The following is a 17,682-nucleotide window of genomic DNA, read 5'->3' as shown; positions in this document are numbered from 1 at the left end:
CCAGCCGGCACCATGACGCCTGAACTGGTCATCTTCGACTGCGACGGCGTGCTGGTCGACAGCGAGGCGCTCTCCGTCTCGGCGCTGCTCGGCATGATCGAACTTGCCGGTGGCAGCATAGGCGAAGACGCCGCCTACGAGCATTTCCTAGGCAAGAGCATGAAGAGCGTGCGCGAGATCCTCGGCCGCGACTTCGGCCTGGAGATCACCGACCGGCATCTCACCGCCCTGCGCGTTGACCTCATGCGAAAGTTCCGCGAGGAGCTGAAGCCGATCGCCGGCGTCAGGGAGATGTTGCCGAAGCTCCGCCTGCCGTATTGCGTTGCCTCTTCCGGTACGCTGGAACGGATTCGTTACGCGCTCGACGTCACCGGTCTGCTCACGCTGATGGAGCCGCATCTGTTCAGCGCCGCCATGGTTGCCAGGGGAAAGCCGGCACCGGACCTTTTTCTCCACGCTGCCGCCAGCATGCGGGCGCGTCCGCGCAACTGCCTGGTCATCGAGGACAGCCCCGCCGGCGTCGCGGCGGCACGCGCGGCCGGCATGCACGTCTTCGCCTTCACCGGCGGCGCGCACGCCGGCAATCCGGGATTGAAAGCGCGGCTTGCGTCGACCGAACCGGACTTTATATTCGCTGACATGCTGCAATTGCCGGATCTGATTGCAGGCCTGGGAGCGAGAGTTAGAGCATCTTGACGAAACAGTTTGTCTGCGCGGTCGATGTCGGCACCGGGAGCGCTCGCGCGGGCATTCTCGACGCCAGTGGCGCCTTGCTCGGCCGTGCCGAGCGGCCGATCGCCATGAATCAGCCGAAGCCCGATCATGCCGAGCATGATTCACGCGACATCTGGTCCGCCGTCTGCACCGCCGTGCGTGCCGCGCGGGAAAAGGCAGGCGTCGCCGCCGAGCATATCGCCGGTATCTCCTTCGATGCCACCTGTTCGCTGGTCGTGCGTGACAGGCAAGGCGGCCAGCTCAGTGTTTCGACCACCGGTGACAAGCGCTGGGACACCATTGTCTGGCTCGACCATCGCGCCATCGCCGAGGCCGACGAATGCACCGCAAGCGGCCACGAGGTGCTAAATTATATCGGCGGCGTCATGTCGCCGGAGATGGCGACGCCGAAGCTGATGTGGCTGAAGCGTAATCTGCCCGGCACGTGGAAAGAAGCCGGCTATTTATTCGACCTGACTGATTACCTGACCTGGCAGGCGACCGGCTCGCTGGCGCGCTCGCAATGCACGCTGACCGCCAAATGGACCTACCTGGCGCACCAGGAAACCGCGTGGCAACGCGATTTCTTCGAACTCGTCGGCCTCGACGATCTTTTTGACCACGGCAATCTGCCGGAGCGGGCCAGCCCGGTGGGTGCCTACATCGGCCCGCTGACGGCGCGGGCAGCGGCAGAACTCGGCCTGACCGAAAACTGCCGCGTCGGCGCAGGCGTTATCGACGCCTATGCCGGCGCGCTTGGCGTGCTCGGCGGCTTCGCCGGCGACGACCAGAATATCGGCCGCCATCTGGCGCTGATCGCCGGTACATCGAGCTGCGTGATGGCCATGTCGCCCGACCCGCAGCCTTTCGCCGGCGTCTGGGGCCCGTACTACGGCGCCGCCCTTCCGAAGCTGTGGCTGTCGGAAGGTGGCCAGTCGGCAACCGGGGCGCTGCTCGACCACATCATCCGCTGGCATGGCGCCGGCGGCGAGCCGAACGCGGCCATGCATGCCAGGATCGCCGCGCGCGTCGCCGAACTGCGCGCCGCCGAGGGCGAGGGCCTTGCCGGCCGGCTGCACGTGCTGCCGGATTTCCATGGCAACCGCTCGCCGCTCGCCGATCCGCACGCGGTCGGCGTCGTCAGCGGTCTGACGCTGGATTCGTCCTTCGACAGCCTGTGCAAGCTCTACTGGCGCACCGCCGTCGGCATTGCGCTCGGCGTGCGCCATGTGCTGGAGGCGCTGAACGAGAATGGCTACCTGATCGACACGCTGCATGTCACCGGCGGCCACACCAAGAACCCGCTCTTGATGGAGCTCTATGCCGACGCCACCGGCTGCACGGTGGTCGAACCGCTGGCCGACGAGGCGGTGCTGCTCGGCACCGGCATGGTCGCCGCGACCGCCGCCGGGCTGTTTCCCGACCTCAACGCCGCCTGCCTTGCCATGCAGCAGGGCGGCAAGAGGCGTGCTGCCAACCCGGCCGCCGGCGCCCGCTTCGATCGCGACTACCGGATCTTCCTGGAGATGCACCGGCAACGCCAGGCGCTTGACGCGATCCGGTAGGCTTTGCCTATTGCTTGCGCAGCGACGCGCCTGATGTCGCGTCGAACAAATGGATGCTTTCTTCCTCGAATGTGTAGCGGACAGGGGCATGCAGCACCGGGCATTCGCGTGCCGGTACCAGTGCGCTGATCTCCTTGCCGCCGGAGCCGAATGTCACCAGAGCGTCATTGCCGTGGAATTCGATGAGATCGGCGGTGCCTTGCAATATGCCGGCGGCGCCGTCACTGCCTGTCTTCAGGTCCGGGGGCCGGATGCCCAGCACGGCGCGATCGCCAGGCTGGAGATGAAAGCCGGCCCCGTCTAACGAAAGCACCGTTCCGGCGCCGGTCAGCGTCCAGCCGTTCGCCGCCCTGCCGACCGTCACCTCGATGAAATTCATGTTCGGCGTGCCGATGAAGCCGGCCACGAACATATTGCCCGGCCGGCCGTAGATCTCCGCCGGCGAGCCGACCTGCTCGATGACGCCATCCTTGAGCAGCACGATACGGTCGGCTAGCGTCATCGCCTCCAGCTGGTCATGGGTGACGTAGACGGTGGTGGTCTTCAGCGACTGGTGCAGCCGCGCGATCTCGACGCGCATATGGTTGCGCAATTTGGCGTCCAGATTGGACAACGGCTCGTCGAACAGGAACACCTTGGGCGTCTTGATCATCGCCCGGGCGATCGCCACGCGCTGCTGCTGGCCGCCGGAGAGCTCGGCCGGCTTGCGGCCGAGATAGGGGTCGAGCCCGAGCGTCCTCGACACCGCTTCGACCCGCTTGCGGATTTCGGGCGCCGGCACCTTCTGGCGCCGCAGCCCGAAGGCGATGTTGTCGAAGATCGTCATATGCGGGTAGAGCGCGTAGTTCTGGAACACCATGGCGATGCCGCGGTCGCCGGGATCGAGGTCGTTGACTACCTTGCCGCCGATCGAGACCTCGCCGCCGCTGATGTCCTCCAGCCCCGCCAGCATCCGGAGCAAGGTCGACTTGCCGCAGCCGGACGGGCCGAGGAAGACGACGAATTCGTGCTCCTCGATCGCCAGGTTGAGGTCGCGGATCACCGTGGTGGCGCCATAGGCCTTGTCGACATGGGAGCAAACGATCGCGGACATGGTCAGTCCTTTTCGCCGGTAAGCAGGATTTGCAGTTTGACGTCCTGCGGGTTGCCTTCGGCGGCCCGTTCGAACGCCTTGATGCTGTCGGCGAAATCATAGGTACCGGTGATCAGCGGCTTGAGATCGACCTTGCCGGAGGCGATGAGTTGCAGCGCGCGGTCGAAGATGTTGGCGTAGCGGAACACCGTCTCGATACGCACTTCCTTCGAGATCGCCGCCGGAACGTTGAGGCTCACCGGTTCGACCGGAAGCCCGACCAACACCACCGCGCCGCCCGGCCGCACGACGTCGAACAGGTCGGCGAAGGCCTTCGGGCTGCCGCTCGCCTCGAAGACGATGTCGGCGCCCCATTTGTCGGTCGCGGCGGCGACGGCATCGACCAGCGACCGCTCGCCGATATTGACCGGCACGATGCCGGCATATTGCGCGGCGATCTTCAGCTTGGGCGCGGAAAAATCGGAAATCAGCACTTTCGAGCAGCCGCCGGCAAGGGCGGCAAGCGCGATCATGATGCCGATCGGGCCGCAGCCGACGACGACGGCGACATCGCCCGGAACGATGCGGGCACGGCTTGCCGCCTGCATGCCGATGGCGAAGGGCTCGACCATGGCGCCTTCGGCGAAGGAGACATTGTCCGGCAGCCTGTAGGTGAAAGCGGCCGGGTGCACGGCATAGGGAGCAAGAATGCCGTGTACCGGCGGGGTCGCCCAGAAAGTGACGTCAGGGTCGACATTGTAGATGCCGAGCTTTGTCGCGCGCGACGACAGGTTCGGCACGCCAGGCTCCATGCAGACGCGGTCGCCGACCTTCAGACTCCTGACATTGGCGCCGACCTCGACGATTGTGCCCGCGGCCTCGTGGCCGAGCACCATCGGCGCGCGCACGACATAGCTGCCGATGGCGCCATGCGTGTAATAGTGCACGTCGCTGCCGCAGACGCCGACCGTGTGGATGGCGATCTTGACATCGTCTGGTCCGACGTCGAGCGGCAGCGCGATCTCGCGCAACGACAGTTCGCCTTTTTTCTCAAGCACCAGTGCCTGCATCGACGTAAGCCTCACTTCAATTCTTCTTTTGCCGGAAAACGGAATTCAGAAAGCCGCTCAAAACGCCGAGGAAAAGCAGCGGCGGCAGCGACAAAAGCACGACCGAGGCGTTGAGAATTCCCCACGGCACGTTCATGCCTTGCTGGGAGAGTTCGGAGGCGACGATCGGCAAGGTCTTTGCGTTGGAGCTGGACAGCATCAGCGCGATCAGGAATTCGTTCCAGACCAGCACGAAGCTGAAGGCGACCGCGCCGATCAGCGAGCGGGCCGCGACCGGCAGCGCGATCCGCCAGAACACCTCGTAGGCTCCGTAGCCATCGACGAAGGCGGCTTCCTCGATCTCCTTCGGCACGCCCTGGAAAGCGGGGATCGCGAGCCACATGATGACCGAGATGGTGAGCAGCGAGTAGGTGACGATCAAAGCCGGCAAAGTGTCGTAGAGGCCGAGCTGCAGCCAGATCACCATCAGCGGGATCGCCACCGCCACCGGCGGCAGGAAGCGCAGCGACAGCACGAAGAACTGGATGTCGCCGGCCCAGCGGTTGGGATAGCGCGCCACCGCGTACGCCGCGGGCAGGCCAAGCACGACGCCGATCAGCACGGCTATGCCGCAAGCGACGACCGAATTGTAGAGGCCGGTGATGACGCTGTCGCGGCCAAGGATGTAGCTGATGTTGGCAAGCGTCGGCGTAAACACCAGGCGTGGCACGCGGGTGATGATGTCGACGCTGTTCTTCAGCGAGTTGAGCGCCGTCCACAGCAGCGGGAACACCGCGATGAAGCCGGCGAAGGCCAGGACGGCCTTGGCGACGATGCGGCCGGGCTTCATGCCTGCACCCGCTTCCACAGCATGGTGAAGGTGATGACGGTGGCGATCATCATCAGCACCGCCATGGCCGAGGCATAGGACACCTTGCCGGATTCGATGAAGCCTTGCGAGAAGGCGTACATGTCGAGCGTTTCGGTCGCCACGCCCGGCCCGCCGCGGGTCATCACATAGATCAGGTCGAAGGAGCGCAGCGACTCGATCATCTTGACGAACATCAGGCTGATCAACGGCGCCTTCAGCATCGGCAAGGTCACATAGGCGTGGATCTGCCAGCGTTTGGCATGGTCGAGCCTTGCGGCCTCGATTGGCTGCGGCGGCAAGGTCTCCAGCAGCTTCAGCACGATGACGGCGAAGAACAGGCCCCATTGCCAGACGTCGACCGAGGCGACGGCGAACAGCGCCGTCGACGGCTTGGAGAGCGGGTCGAAGATCAGGCCGCCGGTCAACAGCCGATAGGGGTAGGTGGCGATGCCGTAGAGCGGATGATAGGCGAATTTCCACACGAAGGCCGCCGAGACGCGCGGCAACAGCACCGGAATGATGAACAACAGGCAGTAGAGGTTGCGCAGGCGCGGCGCGGCGACCTCGAACATCAGCACGCCGAGCCCGATGGCCACCACCATCGTCGCGACGACGGTGACGACCTCCCACTTCACCGATACCCAGACGGCGTTGAGGAAGCGGCGGTCGGAGAACAGGTCGACAAAATTCGAGAACCAGACCCAGGAATAGGCCGTCGAACTCAGCTCGCGGTTCTGCAAGGCGATGATGATCGCGTAGAGCGTCGGCACCATCGACAGGATCAGCAGAATGACCAGCGTCGGCACGACAAAGGTCACCGGCAGGGATGAACGTCGAGGCATTGGTCTCAGGCCTTGCTGTGTCTCTGATATCTGGACATGACGGAACCGTCGCGCGCTCGGGGGAAAGGCAGGCCCTCCTGCGACGCACAGGTCCCGGCATTTTCCGGGAATGCTTGGGACCGCGCGCCGCAAGAGGGAGGGGGCTATTTCTTCACCAGCTCATTGGCATAGGCCTCGAGCTCGTTGAGGCTGCCCTTGACGTCGGTGCGTGTGCCGGCGATCAGCTCCTCGAGGATAATGCCCCAGCGGTCGCCGAGATCAGGCCAGCGCGGGTCCTGCCAGAAGTTGACAGCCGTCACCTTGCCGGTTTCGGCCAGCGCCTGGCCGAGATCGGCGCCGTAGATATCGGCGAACTCCTTGCTGGACAGGATGCTGGTGCGGTTCAGCTCACCGAACTGGTGGGCGTCGAGCCGGCGCTTCTCGTTTTCCTTCGACGTTGCCCAGGCGATGAACAGGCCGGCGCATTTCTTCGAAGCGTCGTCGGCATTGGCTTTTGCAGCAATGGCGAGGCCATGGCCGTAGCCGCCGCCGGGAAGCGGCGAGGGTGGCGGCAGGAAGCCGATCTTGCCGACCACTTGCGAGGTCTTCGGATCAACCGCCATGCCCGAAAGCGGCGTCGATTCGACCAGGATCGCGACCTGGCCCGACAGGAAGGCGCCGGTCGATTCATCCCAGCTGCCGGTCTGCGTGCCAGGAGCGGAATCCTTGAACAGTTTCAGATAGGTCTCGGTTGCCTTGACGGCGGCGTCCGAATTGAAGGCCGGCTTGTCGCCGTCGAACCATTTGCCGCCATAGGCCTTGAAGAACGGCATCCAGCGCCAGACATTGGCGCCCGAGCCGCGCGCGCCACGCAGCGCGATGCCGTACATGCCCTTGTCGGCGTTGGTCAGTTTCGGCACGTCAGCGATCAGCTCGTCCAGCGTTTTCGGCGGCTGGATGCCGGCGGCCTCCAGCACGTCCTTGCGGTAGACCATCAGGTCGCCGCCGCCGGTCAGCGGCGCGAACCAGACCTTGCCGTCATAGGTGGCAACCTTCTGGCGGCCGGGGTCGAAGTCGGCATAGTCATAATCAGCCGGATAATAATCGGTCAGCGGCACGATCCATTTCGACGAGGCGAACAGCGCCACGTTCGCTTCATCGACATAGTAGACGTTGTAGTTGCCGACCGTGGAGGCGTCCGCGCGCGACTTCGCCCGCCGGTCGTTCTCGTTCAGATAGTCGATCTTGAAGCTCGCGCCGGAGAGCTTCTCGAACTCGGCCTTGGAGTCCTCCAGAAGCGTCAGGCCGTCACGCGGCTGCGCCAGCACCTTGACCGGCGCCGAGCAGACCGGCGCCTGCGCCAGGGCAAGGGTTGAGACGGTAGCGGAAAGCACGAAAGCTGCGCCGAGGCTGGCAGCGAGCCGAACTGGTTTCATGATCTTTTCTCCTCCAGGAATACGTCGCGGGAAGCGCAGGTCCTCGGGTTACGCGATCCTCACCATCGCCCGAACGACTTGCCACCCATCGCCAAAATGCGCGGTTGCGATGGGCCAAGCTAGAAGCCCCGTTGCAGCAGACCTGTACTTTTATGCATTGTGCAACGCAAAAGCCGGCCTCCTTATGGGGAGCCTGTCACACGAGTATCGATCTGGTCCAAAACGATGATTCAGGAAGCGCTTATGCGCGCATCGCCAGACGCTGTCGCGACAGCTTGCGATAGGATGACGGCGTCATCTTGTGCTTGCGCAGGAAGGCGCGGTTGAAATTGGAGATGTTCATGTAGCCGACCTGGAAACAGATATCGGTGATCGGGACGTCGGTATCGGCCAGAAGCTTGCAGGCCTGCCAGAGCCTCAGCTTGGCAAGATGGTCGCTGAACGAATTGCCGGTGTTCTTCTGGAAGAAGCGCGAGAAAGTGCTTTCAGTCATGCCGGCCAGATCGGCCATGTCAGGCAGTTTGAGATCCTCGGCGAAGTGCTGGAACAGATAGGTCAGCGTGCGCTGGATGATATCGAGCGAAGCGGCGTCGAGAACCGGCGAGAAATCCGGCGACGACAACAGCTCGTATTCGTCGGTCCTGGCCAGCAGGTCGACCAGTTCGAGGAACAGGCAGAGGCGGGCGAGCCCCTGCACCGTGCCCATCCGCTCCATGAGCGCGGCGCCTTCAAGCGCGGTTCGGCCGTGGAAGACGATGCCGCGCAGCGACCGCTCCAGGAACGGCTCCAGTTCGCGCAGTTCCGGCAACAATCCCGCCGATCCGCGCAGCCGCTCGGGATCGAATTGCAGCACGATGTCACGGCCCTCGATCAATTCGTCCGGCTGCACCGCGGTGACCCAGTCATGCGGCAGGCCGCCGCCGACGATGGTCAGGTAGCCCGGGCCGAACTCGCCGATATGGTCGCCGACCAGCACGACGCCGGAGGACTTCCTGAGCAGATGGATCTCGTATTCCGGATGAAAATTCCAGACATTGCGCTCCCAGGGATAGTCGTCGAGGCGCCACAGGAAACTGTCGCTCGCCTCGGTGACGATATGCTCGAAGGAAGGCACCGTGCGCGGGATCGCGGCCGGGTTCTTTCTGCGCCTGAACGCCATCCTGCCTCCCACATTCGCCGGTTGCCGATGTCCAATCCGTAGCAGCCCCCGGCCGGCAAGGGAACGAGGCGACGCCTGCCGGGCAAAGCCGCTGGCTCAATCTGTTCACGCGCCTCCTCCCTTGCCTTCATGTCGCATTTCGTTCAATAGACGGCGCAAACGCCGCGAAACCGAAGGTTTTGCCGTTTGCAATGCGGCTTCCGGCTCTTTGCCGATGCGCCGCAACCTTGAAAGAGCAGGACAATGTCCGCGATCGAAGCCGGCGCCCGCGCGCCGGAAAATCTTTGGCGCCAGGAAATCAGGGCGACGCTGGCGCTGGCCTGGCCGATGGTGCTGACCAATCTCGGCCAGACGGCGATGACCGCGACCGACGTCATGATGATGGGGCGCCTCGGTGCCGATACGCTGGCCAGCGGCGCGCTTGGCGCCAACCTCTATTTCATGCCGCTGATCTTCGGCCTCGGCCTGATGCTGGCGACCTCGCCGATGATCGCCACCGAGCTTGGCCGCCGCCGCCATTCCGTGCGCGACCTGCGCCGCACCGTGCGCCAGGGCCTCTGGCTGGCAATCCTGATCTCGATCCCGATCTGGCTCGTTCTCTGGCACGGCGAGGCCATCCTGCTGGCGATGGGGCAGGAGCCCGCGCTGGCGCATCAGGCCGGCATCTATCTGCGCTGGCTCGAATGGGCGGTGCTGCCCTTCTACGGCTACATCGTGCTGCGTTCGTTCATCTCGGCGCTCGAGCGGCCGGGCTGGGCGCTGGTCATCGTCTTCGTCGCCGTGGCTTTCAACGTGTTTGCGAACTGGGTGTTCATGTTCGGCAATCTGGGTGTTCCGGCGATGGGCATCGCCGGCTCGGGCCTTGCCACCTCGCTGTCCAGCACGCTGATGTTCGTCGGCATGGCTGTCGTGGTGATGTGGGAGAAGAAGTTCCGGCGCTACCATCTGTTCGGCCGCTTCTGGCGGTCCGACTGGCCGCGCTTCAAGGGCCTGCTGCGGCTCGGCCTGCCGATCGCCGGCATCCTCGCCTTCGAGGTGACGATCTTCAACGCGGCGGCGCTGCTGATGGGCCTGATCGACGCCGATTCGCTGGCCGCGCACGCGATCGCCATCCAGATCGCCTCGATCTCCTTCATGGTCCCGCTCGGCCTCAACCAGGCGGTGACGGTTCGGGTCGGACTGGCGCATGGCGCCGGCAATCCCGAGGGCGTGTCGCGTGCCGGCTGGACCGCCTTCGTCATCGGCGTTTCGTTCATGGCGCTGATGGGGCTGGTGATGGTGCTTTGGCCGCATCTCCTGATCAGCGCCTTCATCGACCTGGGCAATCCCGCCAATGCCAGGGTGATCGCGCTTGCCGTGTCGTTCCTGGTCTTTGCCGCCCTGTTCCAGGTCTTCGACGGCGCGCAGGCGGTTGCCGCCGGCATGCTGCGCGGCCTGCACGACACCAAGGTGCCGATGATCTATGCCGCGATCGGCTACTGGGGCGTCGGCCTGCCGCTCGGCGTGCTGCTCGCCTTCCATTTCGGCTTCCACGGCGTCGGCATCTGGATCGGCCTGTCATCGGGGCTGGCCGTGGTGGCGGCGCTGCTTCTGGCGCGCTGGCTGCGGCGCAACCGCATCGCGCCGTCGCTGGCGTTCGGACATTGAGACCACGGGTGCCGATAGCAAAGGGCCGCATGGCTCAACATCGCTGCTCATCAAATGGCGCTATCAGAAGCGCCGAGACGCCAGACCTGCCGAAATCGCGCCAAATGCGGAACTCACTCAATGTTCAAGCGTTGGCGGATTTCAATCAGGATTGAGGCACACGATGGATATCCAAGGTATTTACGCCGCTCTGGCCACGACGAATATGGCAGCGTCGGAGCGCTTTTACACACTCCTGTTCGAACGCCGGCCGGACGACCGTCCCATGGACAGCCTGATCCAGTGGCGTGGCGTCGCGGGCGCAAACATCCAGATATTTCTCAATGAAAGCAACGCTGGATCAAGCATGTGCACGATCGTCGTGCCAAACATGGACAAGGCCCGTGCATCGCTGGAACGCGTGGGCCTGACCCTGGGAAAAGAAAAAGCCGGCGATTTCGGCAGGGTGGCGCATATTCGCGATCCGGACGGCAATCAGCTCACCCTGGCCGAGCCACCCGGCGCCACCCAAGCACGATGAGGGGCCCCAACGCCGGGTGATCGCGTTCACCTTGTCATTCCTGGTCCTTGCCATTGGTTGGGCAATTCCCGTTTTCGTCTGGCTCAATCAGTTGCCGTCCGACGACGTCGCGCAGAGCAGCCTGCGGATATCGCCGAACCCGGCGATCGACCCGAACACCAGCGCCGCCACCGCGACGAAGAACACCGAACTTTCAGTCGTGATTCATCCCGTTGACGCCGGAACTACGCCGCCTGGACGATCTCGACCAGTTCAACGTCGAACACCAGGTCCTTTCCGGCCAACGGATGATTGCCGTCTAGCTTGACGCTGGCGTCGTTCACGCCGACGACCGTTACCGGCATGGGGCGCCCCTCGCTGGTTCTGACCTGCAATCGGGTACCGATATCGACATTGATGTTATCCGGCACGCGGGCGCGGTCGATGGTCATGACCGCTTCGGGGCGGTGGGGGCCATAGGCGGCTTCGGCGGGAACGGTGACGGTGCTTTTCGCGCCGACCTCCATGCCCTCGACATGGGTTTCAAGACCGGAGATCACCTGCCCTTCACCCAGGGTGAATTGCAACGGTTCGCCGCCGGAAGCGTCGAATTGAGTGCCGTCGGCCAGACATCCAGTATAATTGATGCGCACGGTGTCGCCATTCTTGGCCTGTGTCATGGCAGTTATCCTTTTGGGAGCTTTTTGAGGGGACCGGCCAGAGGTCACGGTCCCGTTTTCGATCATCCACGCACCAAAGTGCGCGGCGCGAAACTCTAAAACTAGGTGACCGGCTGCAGATGTAAAGCGCTGGAGCTGCCAAACGGCTTCTCCATGTGCCGCCTTCATTCGCGTGCGGCCTGCGCGATAATGCCCGCCGCCGGCCTTCAGCGCAGGTCAAGCCACCACCGAAATCACTCAATGTAGTCGCGGTCGATGTTGGCCAACGCAACGTGCTCTCGCGGCTCAGATCGCCGACGCTCGCTTCTCAAGTCTGCGCGCATATTGCGTCAGTGGAAAGCACATGACGAAGAAGATGAGCGCCACCAGTCCGTAGACTTTGAACGGCTCGAAAGTGGCGTTGTTGATGGCGTTCGAGGTCCGCACCAGCTCCTCGAAGCCGATGATCGAGGTCAGCGCTGTCGACTTGATCAATTGCACCAGGAACCCGACGGTCGGCGCGCGGGTGATGGCGAACGCCTGCGGCAGGATGATCAGCCTGAGTTCCTGCAGATAGTGCAGGCCGAGGCTGGCTCCGGCATCCCATTGACCAAGCGGCAGCGCGTCGACACCGGAGCGCCAGATCTCGGCCAGATAGGCGCTGGCGAAGAAGGTCAGGCCGAGCACGGCCGCCGTCCAGGGCTCGATGCGTAGGCCGAGCATCGGCAGACCGAAGAACATCAGGAAGAGCTGCATCAACAGCGGCGTTCCCTGGAACAGCGCGATATAGCCGGAGGCAAGGCGCCGGCTCCATTTGTTCCTGGAAATCCGCAGGAACAGCACCGCCATCCCGACCACGGCGCCGCCGACAAAGGCAGCCAGCGACAACAGCACCGTCCAGCGTGTGGCCAGCAGCAGGTTGCGCACGATGTCCCAGAGGGTGAACTCGATCATGACACGCCAGCTCCGAGCGCGCGGCGCCCGCCGGTGACCAGCAGCCGGCGCAGGGCCATCGACAGGGCGAGATAGACCAGCGTCACGACGAAATAGGTCTCGAACGAGCGAAAAGTGCGCGCCTGCAGCATGTCGGCCTCATAGGTCAGCTCGCGCACGGCGATCTGCGACACGACGGCCGACTCCAGCATCATGATGACGATCTGGCTGGTCAGCGCGGGATAAATCACCTTGAGCGCCTGCGGCAGTACGATCTTGATGAACACCTGGCGCGGCCGCAGCCCGAGTGCCAGCGCCGCTTCCGTCTGCCCGTGCGGCACCGCGTCGAGCCCGGCGCCGACGATTTCGATCGTATAGGCGGCCATGTTGAGCGTCATCGCCAGCATGGCCGCGAGGATCGGGTCGAGCCTGATGCCGAGGCTCGGCAGACCGAAGAAGATGAAAAACAGCTGCACCAGGAAAGGCGTGTTGCGCATCACCTCGACATACCAGGCGATGGCGTGGCGCAGCAGAGCGGGACCGTTTCGCCGTCCGGCGGCCCCCAGGATGCTGAGCAGCGTTTCCGCCAGCGTTGTCACGGCGATCAAAAGGATCGTCGTGGCGGCGCCGTGGGCGATGTCGCTCACGGCACCTGGAAGCCAGCCGAAGGCCACGGCAGCTCAATCCTTGAGGTTGTCGGGGTTGAGCGGCGTCTTCAGCCAGGCCTTCGAGCTTTCATCCAGCTTGCCGTCAGCCAGCATCTTGGCGACGGCATCGTTGACGGCCTTCTTGAGGGCATCCTCATTCTTGTTGAGGCCGATATGCGAGGGCGAGGTCAGAAGCTGGAACTTCTGTTCCGGCTTCAGCACGTCCTGCTTCGCCAGAACCTGGGCGCCGACATCGTTGCCGACGACCATCAACTGGGTCTGGCCGGAAATGAAGGCCTGGATCACCGAATTGTAGTTGTCGAAGCGCTTGATGTCGGCAGAAGCGGGCGCTGCCTCGGTGAGCGAGGTGTCTTCCAGCGTGCCGCGATTGACGGCGATCGACTTGCCGGCAAGGTCTTCCTTGCCCTTCACCGACATCGCCGCCGGACCGATCACCGCGATGTAGTACGGCGCGTAGGCGGCGGCGAAGTCGATGACCTGCTCGCGCTCCTTCGAGTAGCCGACGCTCATCAGGATGTCGACGCGGTGGTCGTTGAGGTAAGGGATGCGGTTCTGGCCGGTGACGGCCACGGTGTTGAGCTTCACCTTGAGCGTGTCGGCGATGTACTGCGCGACATCAATGTCGTAGCCCTTGAGGCTCATGTCGGCACTGGCCGAGGAGAAGGGCGGGAAGTCGGCGAAGACGCCGACATTGATCGTGCCGGCCTTGGTGATATCGGCCAGCGCGTCGGCCTTGGCCGCCTGCGTGGCGAGGCCGAGACCTGCCGCGCCTAGTACCAGGACGGCGGCGATGGATGATTTGAACGTCGATCGGATTGTCATTGTCATTCCCCTTCTGGATGCTTTTGATTGTTTGGGTCGGCCGCCGGCTCCAGCGCGGCGGCCGCCTTTGCTTTCCGGCCGTCAGGCTCCCTTGCCGGCCAGGGCCGGGCTGAACACCATCAGGCTCAGGATTTCGAACAGCACCTGGGCGCCGGCATGCGCGGTGTTGGTGGTCGCGTCATATTGCGGCGCCACCTCGACGACGTCGCCACCGACGATGTTGAGGCCCTTGAGGCCGCGCAGCAATTCGAGGACTTCGCGCGTGGTCAGCCCGCCGACTTCCGGCGTGCCGGTGCCTGGCGCGAAGGCCGGATCGACGCTGTCGATGTCGAAGGACACGTAGGTCGGGCCTTCGCCAACGATCCTGCGCGCCTTCTCGATGATGGCGGGAATGCCGAGACCGGTCACCTCCTCGGCATGGACCACGGTCATCCCGGACTCGTAGGTGAACTCCCACAGATACTCGGCGGCGCCGCGTATGCCGATCTGGATGGTGCGCGTCGGATCGAGCACGCCGTCCAGCACCGCATTGCGGAACGGTCCGCCGTGGTGGAATTTGGTCAGGTCGAACAGCCCGCTGGTGTCGCAATGGGCGTCGATGTGGATGAGCCCGACCGGCGCCTTCTTGCCGACAGCCTTCAGGATCGGGTGCGTGATCGAGTGGTCGCCACCGACCGACAATGGGATGACACCGGCGTCGACGATCTGGTTGATGCGCCGCTCGATATCCTCATGGCTGGTCTCCAGCCTGTAGCGGCTCTGGAACGGAACGTCGCCGATGTCGGCGACCCTGAGCTCATGCGTCGGCGCGCATTCCAGCACATGATTGTAGGGGCCGATGCGCTCGATCGCACGCAATGCGCGCGGCCCGAAGCGCGAGCCCGGCCGGTTGGTGACGCCAAGATCCATCGGCACGCCAATGATCGCCACCTGCAGATCGCCGAAGTCCGGATTGTCAGCGGCGATTTCGCGATAAGGCGCCGTGAGGAACGTCGGGATGCCGGAATAGGGCGCCAGCCGCGTGCCGCTCTTGGAAAAGATCTTGTCGGCGACCTTGCGGAATTTCGGGTCGAACATCTCGCCGCCATGGCTCTCGCCATATTTGCGACGCAGCGCGTCGAGCTTGCCGCGATCGTATCCCATATCCGCTCCTCCTCAAGTGATGCAGTGTCGCCGTCGGTGATCTCGGGCGAACCGACCGTCATCCGGCCGGGCCGCTGTCCCGCTGGCTGCATGCAGATTTCACGTCTTGATGTTGTTCCAGGCAAAAGTGTCCGGCAGCCGCATTGAAAAAGCAATTGATATTGTTAGGGTGGTTTCTGTGAGAAAATCTCACAATGAAGCCGAGCGCCCATGGCCAAGCGCCTGCCACCTCTCAACCCGCTGCGCGCCTTCGAGGCCACGGCGCGCCATGCCTCGCTGACCAAGGCGGCGAGTGAGCTGAATGTCACGCATGGCGCCGTCAGCCACCAGATCAAGGCGCTGGAGCAATCGCTCGGCGTCAAGCTGTTCGAACGCGTCGGCCAGCGGGTCAAGTTGACCCCGCATGGCGCCGAACTTTTGCCGGCGGTGTCGACGGCCTTCGACGGCATCGCCGCCGCAACGCAAAGGCTGACGCGGCCGGCAAGCAGCGGCGCGCTGTCGGTGTCCTGCGTGCCGGCACTGCTGCTTTTGTGGATGACGCCGAGGCTCGGCAGCTTCACCGCGCAATATCCTGATATCCAGCTGACGCTCATCCCCTCCAACGACCCAAGGGATATCCGGGCGCCGCATATCGATGTCTGCGTGCACTATGGCGATGGCAGCTGGACCGATTGCTGGATGCGCAAATGGTCGGGCCTGGAGCTGTTCCCGGTGGTCAGCCCGACGCTGATCAACAACCGGCCGATCCGCAATGTTCGCGACCTCGCCGACCATGTCTTGCTGCATGGTGACGATGGCCGCGAGTGGCACACCTGGCTGGCCGCCGCCGACGCGCTGGACCTGGAGCGCGGTCGGCGCCATCATCTCGGCGATGCGCGCATGACGGCGGAGGCCGCGGTGCACGGCCATGGCGTGGCGCTGGGCGACTCGGTGACGGCAAGCGCGCTGCTGGCCAGGGGCATGCTGGTCGCTCCGTTCAGCCTGTCGGTGCCGGCGGTCGATGATTTCTATGTCGTTTGCCGCAACGAAATGCGGGCGACGCCGATCGTGCAGGTGTTCATGGACTGGCTGTTCGCCGAGAAGGCGGGGGATGACGGCCGCGCCGGCGCCCCCGTGGCGGGCCGCCTCGTCACCCGCCGCAAACGTCCAGCGCTCAAGGTGATGGGCGGCAAACCCTCGTAGCCGCACGCAGGGCTTTCTTTTTGTCGGGCCAGCCTGAAAGCGGGGAGCGTTTTGGTCAATTCGATGCTATGAGGCCTGTCGCTATTGTGGTGGCAGAGCAGCGAAGGCGGTAACGAGACATGGCCAAGACCGATATTGCGCGGCGCGTCTACAACCACACCTGGAAGCTCGACCCGATCGTGCGCAGCCTGCTCGATACCGATTTTTACAAGCTTTTGATGCTGCAGATGATCTGGGGGATGTATCCCAAGGTCGATGCCACTTTTTCGCTGATCAACCGCACCACCTCGGTTCGGCTCGCCGACGAGATCGACGAAGGCGAGTTGCGCGAACAACTCGACCATGCCCGCACGCTGCGCTTCTCCAAGAAGGAGATGATCTGGCTCGGCGGCAACAATTTCTACGGCCGCAAGCAGATTTTCGAACCGGAATTCCTCGCCTGGCTGGAAGGCTTCCGGCTGCCCGACTATGAGCTCTCCAGGCATGACGGCCAGTACGAGCTCTCCTTCTCCGGCCCGTGGATGTACACCACGCTGTGGGAGATCCCCGCGCTCGCCATCATCAACGAATTGCGTTCGCGGGCCGCATTGCGGTCGTTCGGGCCGTTCGCGCTCGACGTGCTCTATGCCCGCGCCAAGGCCAAGATGTGGGCCAAGACCGAACGGCTGAAGGCGCTGCCCGGCATCCGCATTTCCGATTTCGGCACCCGGCGGCGCCATTCCTTCCTGTGGCAGCGCTGGTGCGTCGAGGCGCTGAAGGAAGGCATTGGCGAAGCCTTCACCGGCACCTCCAATGTGCTTCTGGCCATGGACAACGACCTCGAAGCGCTCGGCACCAACGCGCATGAACTGCCGATGGTGTTTGCGGCACTCGCCAATTCGGAAAAAGAGCTGAAGCAGTCACCCTACAAGGTGCTGCAGGATTGGCAGCGTTACTATGGCGGCAATCTGCTGATCGTGCTGCCCGACGCCTTCGGCACCGCTTCCTTCCTGCGCGACGCGCCGGACTGGGTCGCCGACTGGACGGGCTTCCGTCCCGACAGCGCGCCGCCGATCGAGGGCGGCGAAAAAATCATCGACTGGTGGCGCGAGAAGGGCAAGGACCCCAGGCAGAAGCTGCTGATCTTCTCCGACGGGCTCGAGGTGGAGAGCATCGAGGAAACCTACCGCCACTTCAAAGGCAAGGTGCGCATGTCCTTCGGCTGGGGCACCAACCTGACGAATGATTTCGAAGGCTGCGCGCCGACGGAGACCAACAGCCTCGATGCCATATCGCTGGTCTGCAAGGTGACCGAGGCCAATGGCAGGCCGGCGGTGAAACTGTCCGACAACCCGGCCAAGGCGACCGGCGATCTCAAGGAGATCGAGCGGTATTTGCGGATTTTTGGCGCTAAGGATCGCGTGGAGCAACTGGTCAAGGTTTGAGGAGGTAGGCGGGATCTT

At 63.8% G+C, this 17,682-nt stretch carries 17 protein-coding genes; 6 read left to right on the top strand and 11 right to left on the bottom strand.

Going from position 1 to position 17,682, the window contains the following annotated elements:
• Positions 1–12: 12 nt before the first annotated feature.
• Together EN861_RS04790 and EN861_RS04785 are read left to right on the top strand one after the other, a co-directional pair.
• Complete coding sequence (locus EN861_RS04790) at positions 13–696, top strand: HAD-IA family hydrolase (RefSeq protein WP_135862634.1); 684 nt, start codon at positions 13–15, stop codon at positions 694–696.
• Positions 693–2,279 (top strand): FGGY-family carbohydrate kinase, encoded by a 1,587-nt coding sequence (locus EN861_RS04785; protein WP_135862633.1) that lies wholly within the window; start codon positions 693–695, stop codon positions 2,277–2,279. Before EN861_RS04790 ends, EN861_RS04785 begins: the two co-directional genes overlap by 4 nt.
• 7 nt (positions 2,280–2,286) lie before the next feature.
• Here the strand turns inward: EN861_RS04785 and ugpC are convergent, their stop codons facing one another.
• From ugpC to EN861_RS04755, 6 genes are all read right to left on the bottom strand, one after another.
• Complete coding sequence (ugpC, locus tag EN861_RS04780) at positions 2,287–3,372, bottom strand: sn-glycerol-3-phosphate ABC transporter ATP-binding protein UgpC (protein ID WP_127279274.1); 1,086 nt, start codon at positions 3,370–3,372, stop codon at positions 2,287–2,289.
• 2 nt (positions 3,373–3,374) lie between these two features.
• Positions 3,375–4,421 carry an NAD(P)-dependent alcohol dehydrogenase gene (locus EN861_RS04775; RefSeq protein ID WP_135862994.1) on the bottom strand — a complete coding sequence of 349 codons (1,047 nt, stop codon included), beginning with the start codon at positions 4,419–4,421 and terminating at the stop codon, positions 3,375–3,377.
• Between the two features lie 16 nt (positions 4,422–4,437).
• On the bottom strand, positions 4,438–5,250 hold the full coding sequence (locus EN861_RS04770; protein ID WP_135862630.1) for a carbohydrate ABC transporter permease: 813 nt from the start codon (positions 5,248–5,250) through the stop codon (positions 4,438–4,440).
• Positions 5,247–6,113 carry a sugar ABC transporter permease gene (locus EN861_RS04765; protein WP_127279277.1) on the bottom strand — a complete coding sequence of 289 codons (867 nt, stop codon included), beginning with the start codon at positions 6,111–6,113 and terminating at the stop codon, positions 5,247–5,249. Before EN861_RS04765 ends, EN861_RS04770 begins: the two co-directional genes overlap by 4 nt.
• A gap of 143 nt (positions 6,114–6,256) precedes the next feature.
• Positions 6,257–7,528 (bottom strand): extracellular solute-binding protein, encoded by a 1,272-nt coding sequence (locus EN861_RS04760; protein WP_127279278.1) that lies wholly within the window; start codon positions 7,526–7,528, stop codon positions 6,257–6,259.
• Positions 7,529–7,769: 241 nt separating this feature from the next.
• Positions 7,770–8,687, bottom strand: coding sequence for an AraC family transcriptional regulator (locus tag EN861_RS04755; RefSeq protein WP_127871272.1), 918 nt, complete (start codon positions 8,685–8,687; stop codon positions 7,770–7,772).
• Positions 8,688–8,930: 243 nt separating this feature from the next.
• Here EN861_RS04755 and EN861_RS04750 point away from each other — a divergent pair, with 243 nt between their 5' ends.
• The gene (locus EN861_RS04750) at positions 8,931–10,334 is read left to right on the top strand and encodes an MATE family efflux transporter (protein ID WP_127871273.1); all 1,404 of its coding nucleotides are present in this window, start codon (positions 8,931–8,933) and stop codon (positions 10,332–10,334) included.
• A 163-nt stretch (positions 10,335–10,497) separates the two neighbouring features.
• Complete coding sequence (locus EN861_RS04745; RefSeq protein WP_127279975.1) at positions 10,498–10,854, top strand: VOC family protein; 357 nt, start codon at positions 10,498–10,500, stop codon at positions 10,852–10,854.
• A gap of 224 nt (positions 10,855–11,078) precedes the next feature.
• Here the strand turns inward: EN861_RS04745 and EN861_RS04735 are convergent, their stop codons facing one another.
• From EN861_RS04735 to speB, 5 genes are all read right to left on the bottom strand, one after another.
• The gene (locus tag EN861_RS04735) at positions 11,079–11,513 is read right to left on the bottom strand and encodes a peptidylprolyl isomerase (RefSeq protein ID WP_127279976.1); all 435 of its coding nucleotides are present in this window, start codon (positions 11,511–11,513) and stop codon (positions 11,079–11,081) included.
• Between the two features lie 285 nt (positions 11,514–11,798).
• Positions 11,799–12,446, bottom strand: a complete 648-nt coding sequence (locus EN861_RS04730; RefSeq protein ID WP_127279977.1) for an amino acid ABC transporter permease — start codon at positions 12,444–12,446, stop codon at positions 11,799–11,801.
• The gene (locus EN861_RS04725) at positions 12,443–13,099 is read right to left on the bottom strand and encodes an amino acid ABC transporter permease (RefSeq protein ID WP_135862627.1); all 657 of its coding nucleotides are present in this window, start codon (positions 13,097–13,099) and stop codon (positions 12,443–12,445) included. The genes EN861_RS04730 and EN861_RS04725 overlap by 4 nt, the downstream gene beginning before the upstream one ends.
• A 6-nt stretch (positions 13,100–13,105) precedes the next feature.
• On the bottom strand, positions 13,106–13,915 hold the full coding sequence (locus EN861_RS04720; RefSeq protein WP_135862624.1) for a transporter substrate-binding domain-containing protein: 810 nt from the start codon (positions 13,913–13,915) through the stop codon (positions 13,106–13,108).
• Positions 13,916–13,996: 81 nt separating this feature from the next.
• Complete coding sequence (gene speB / locus EN861_RS04715; protein ID WP_135862622.1) at positions 13,997–15,058, bottom strand: agmatinase; 1,062 nt, start codon at positions 15,056–15,058, stop codon at positions 13,997–13,999.
• A 210-nt stretch (positions 15,059–15,268) separates the two neighbouring features.
• Between speB and gcvA the strand changes: the two genes are divergently transcribed.
• Both gcvA and pncB read left to right on the top strand, forming a co-directional pair.
• Complete coding sequence (gcvA, locus tag EN861_RS04710) at positions 15,269–16,240, top strand: transcriptional regulator GcvA (protein WP_127871275.1); 972 nt, start codon at positions 15,269–15,271, stop codon at positions 16,238–16,240.
• Between the two features lie 119 nt (positions 16,241–16,359).
• On the top strand, positions 16,360–17,664 hold the full coding sequence (pncB, locus tag EN861_RS04705; protein ID WP_127278105.1) for a nicotinate phosphoribosyltransferase: 1,305 nt from the start codon (positions 16,360–16,362) through the stop codon (positions 17,662–17,664).
• Positions 17,665–17,682: the final 18 nt, after the last annotated feature.

Source organism: Mesorhizobium sp. M8A.F.Ca.ET.218.01.1.1, from assembly GCF_004791165.1.
In the GTDB taxonomy this organism is placed as follows: domain Bacteria; phylum Pseudomonadota; class Alphaproteobacteria; order Rhizobiales; family Rhizobiaceae; genus Mesorhizobium.
The sequence above is the reverse complement of the archived record's forward strand: the minus strand, read 5'-3'. Positions and strand labels throughout refer to the sequence as shown.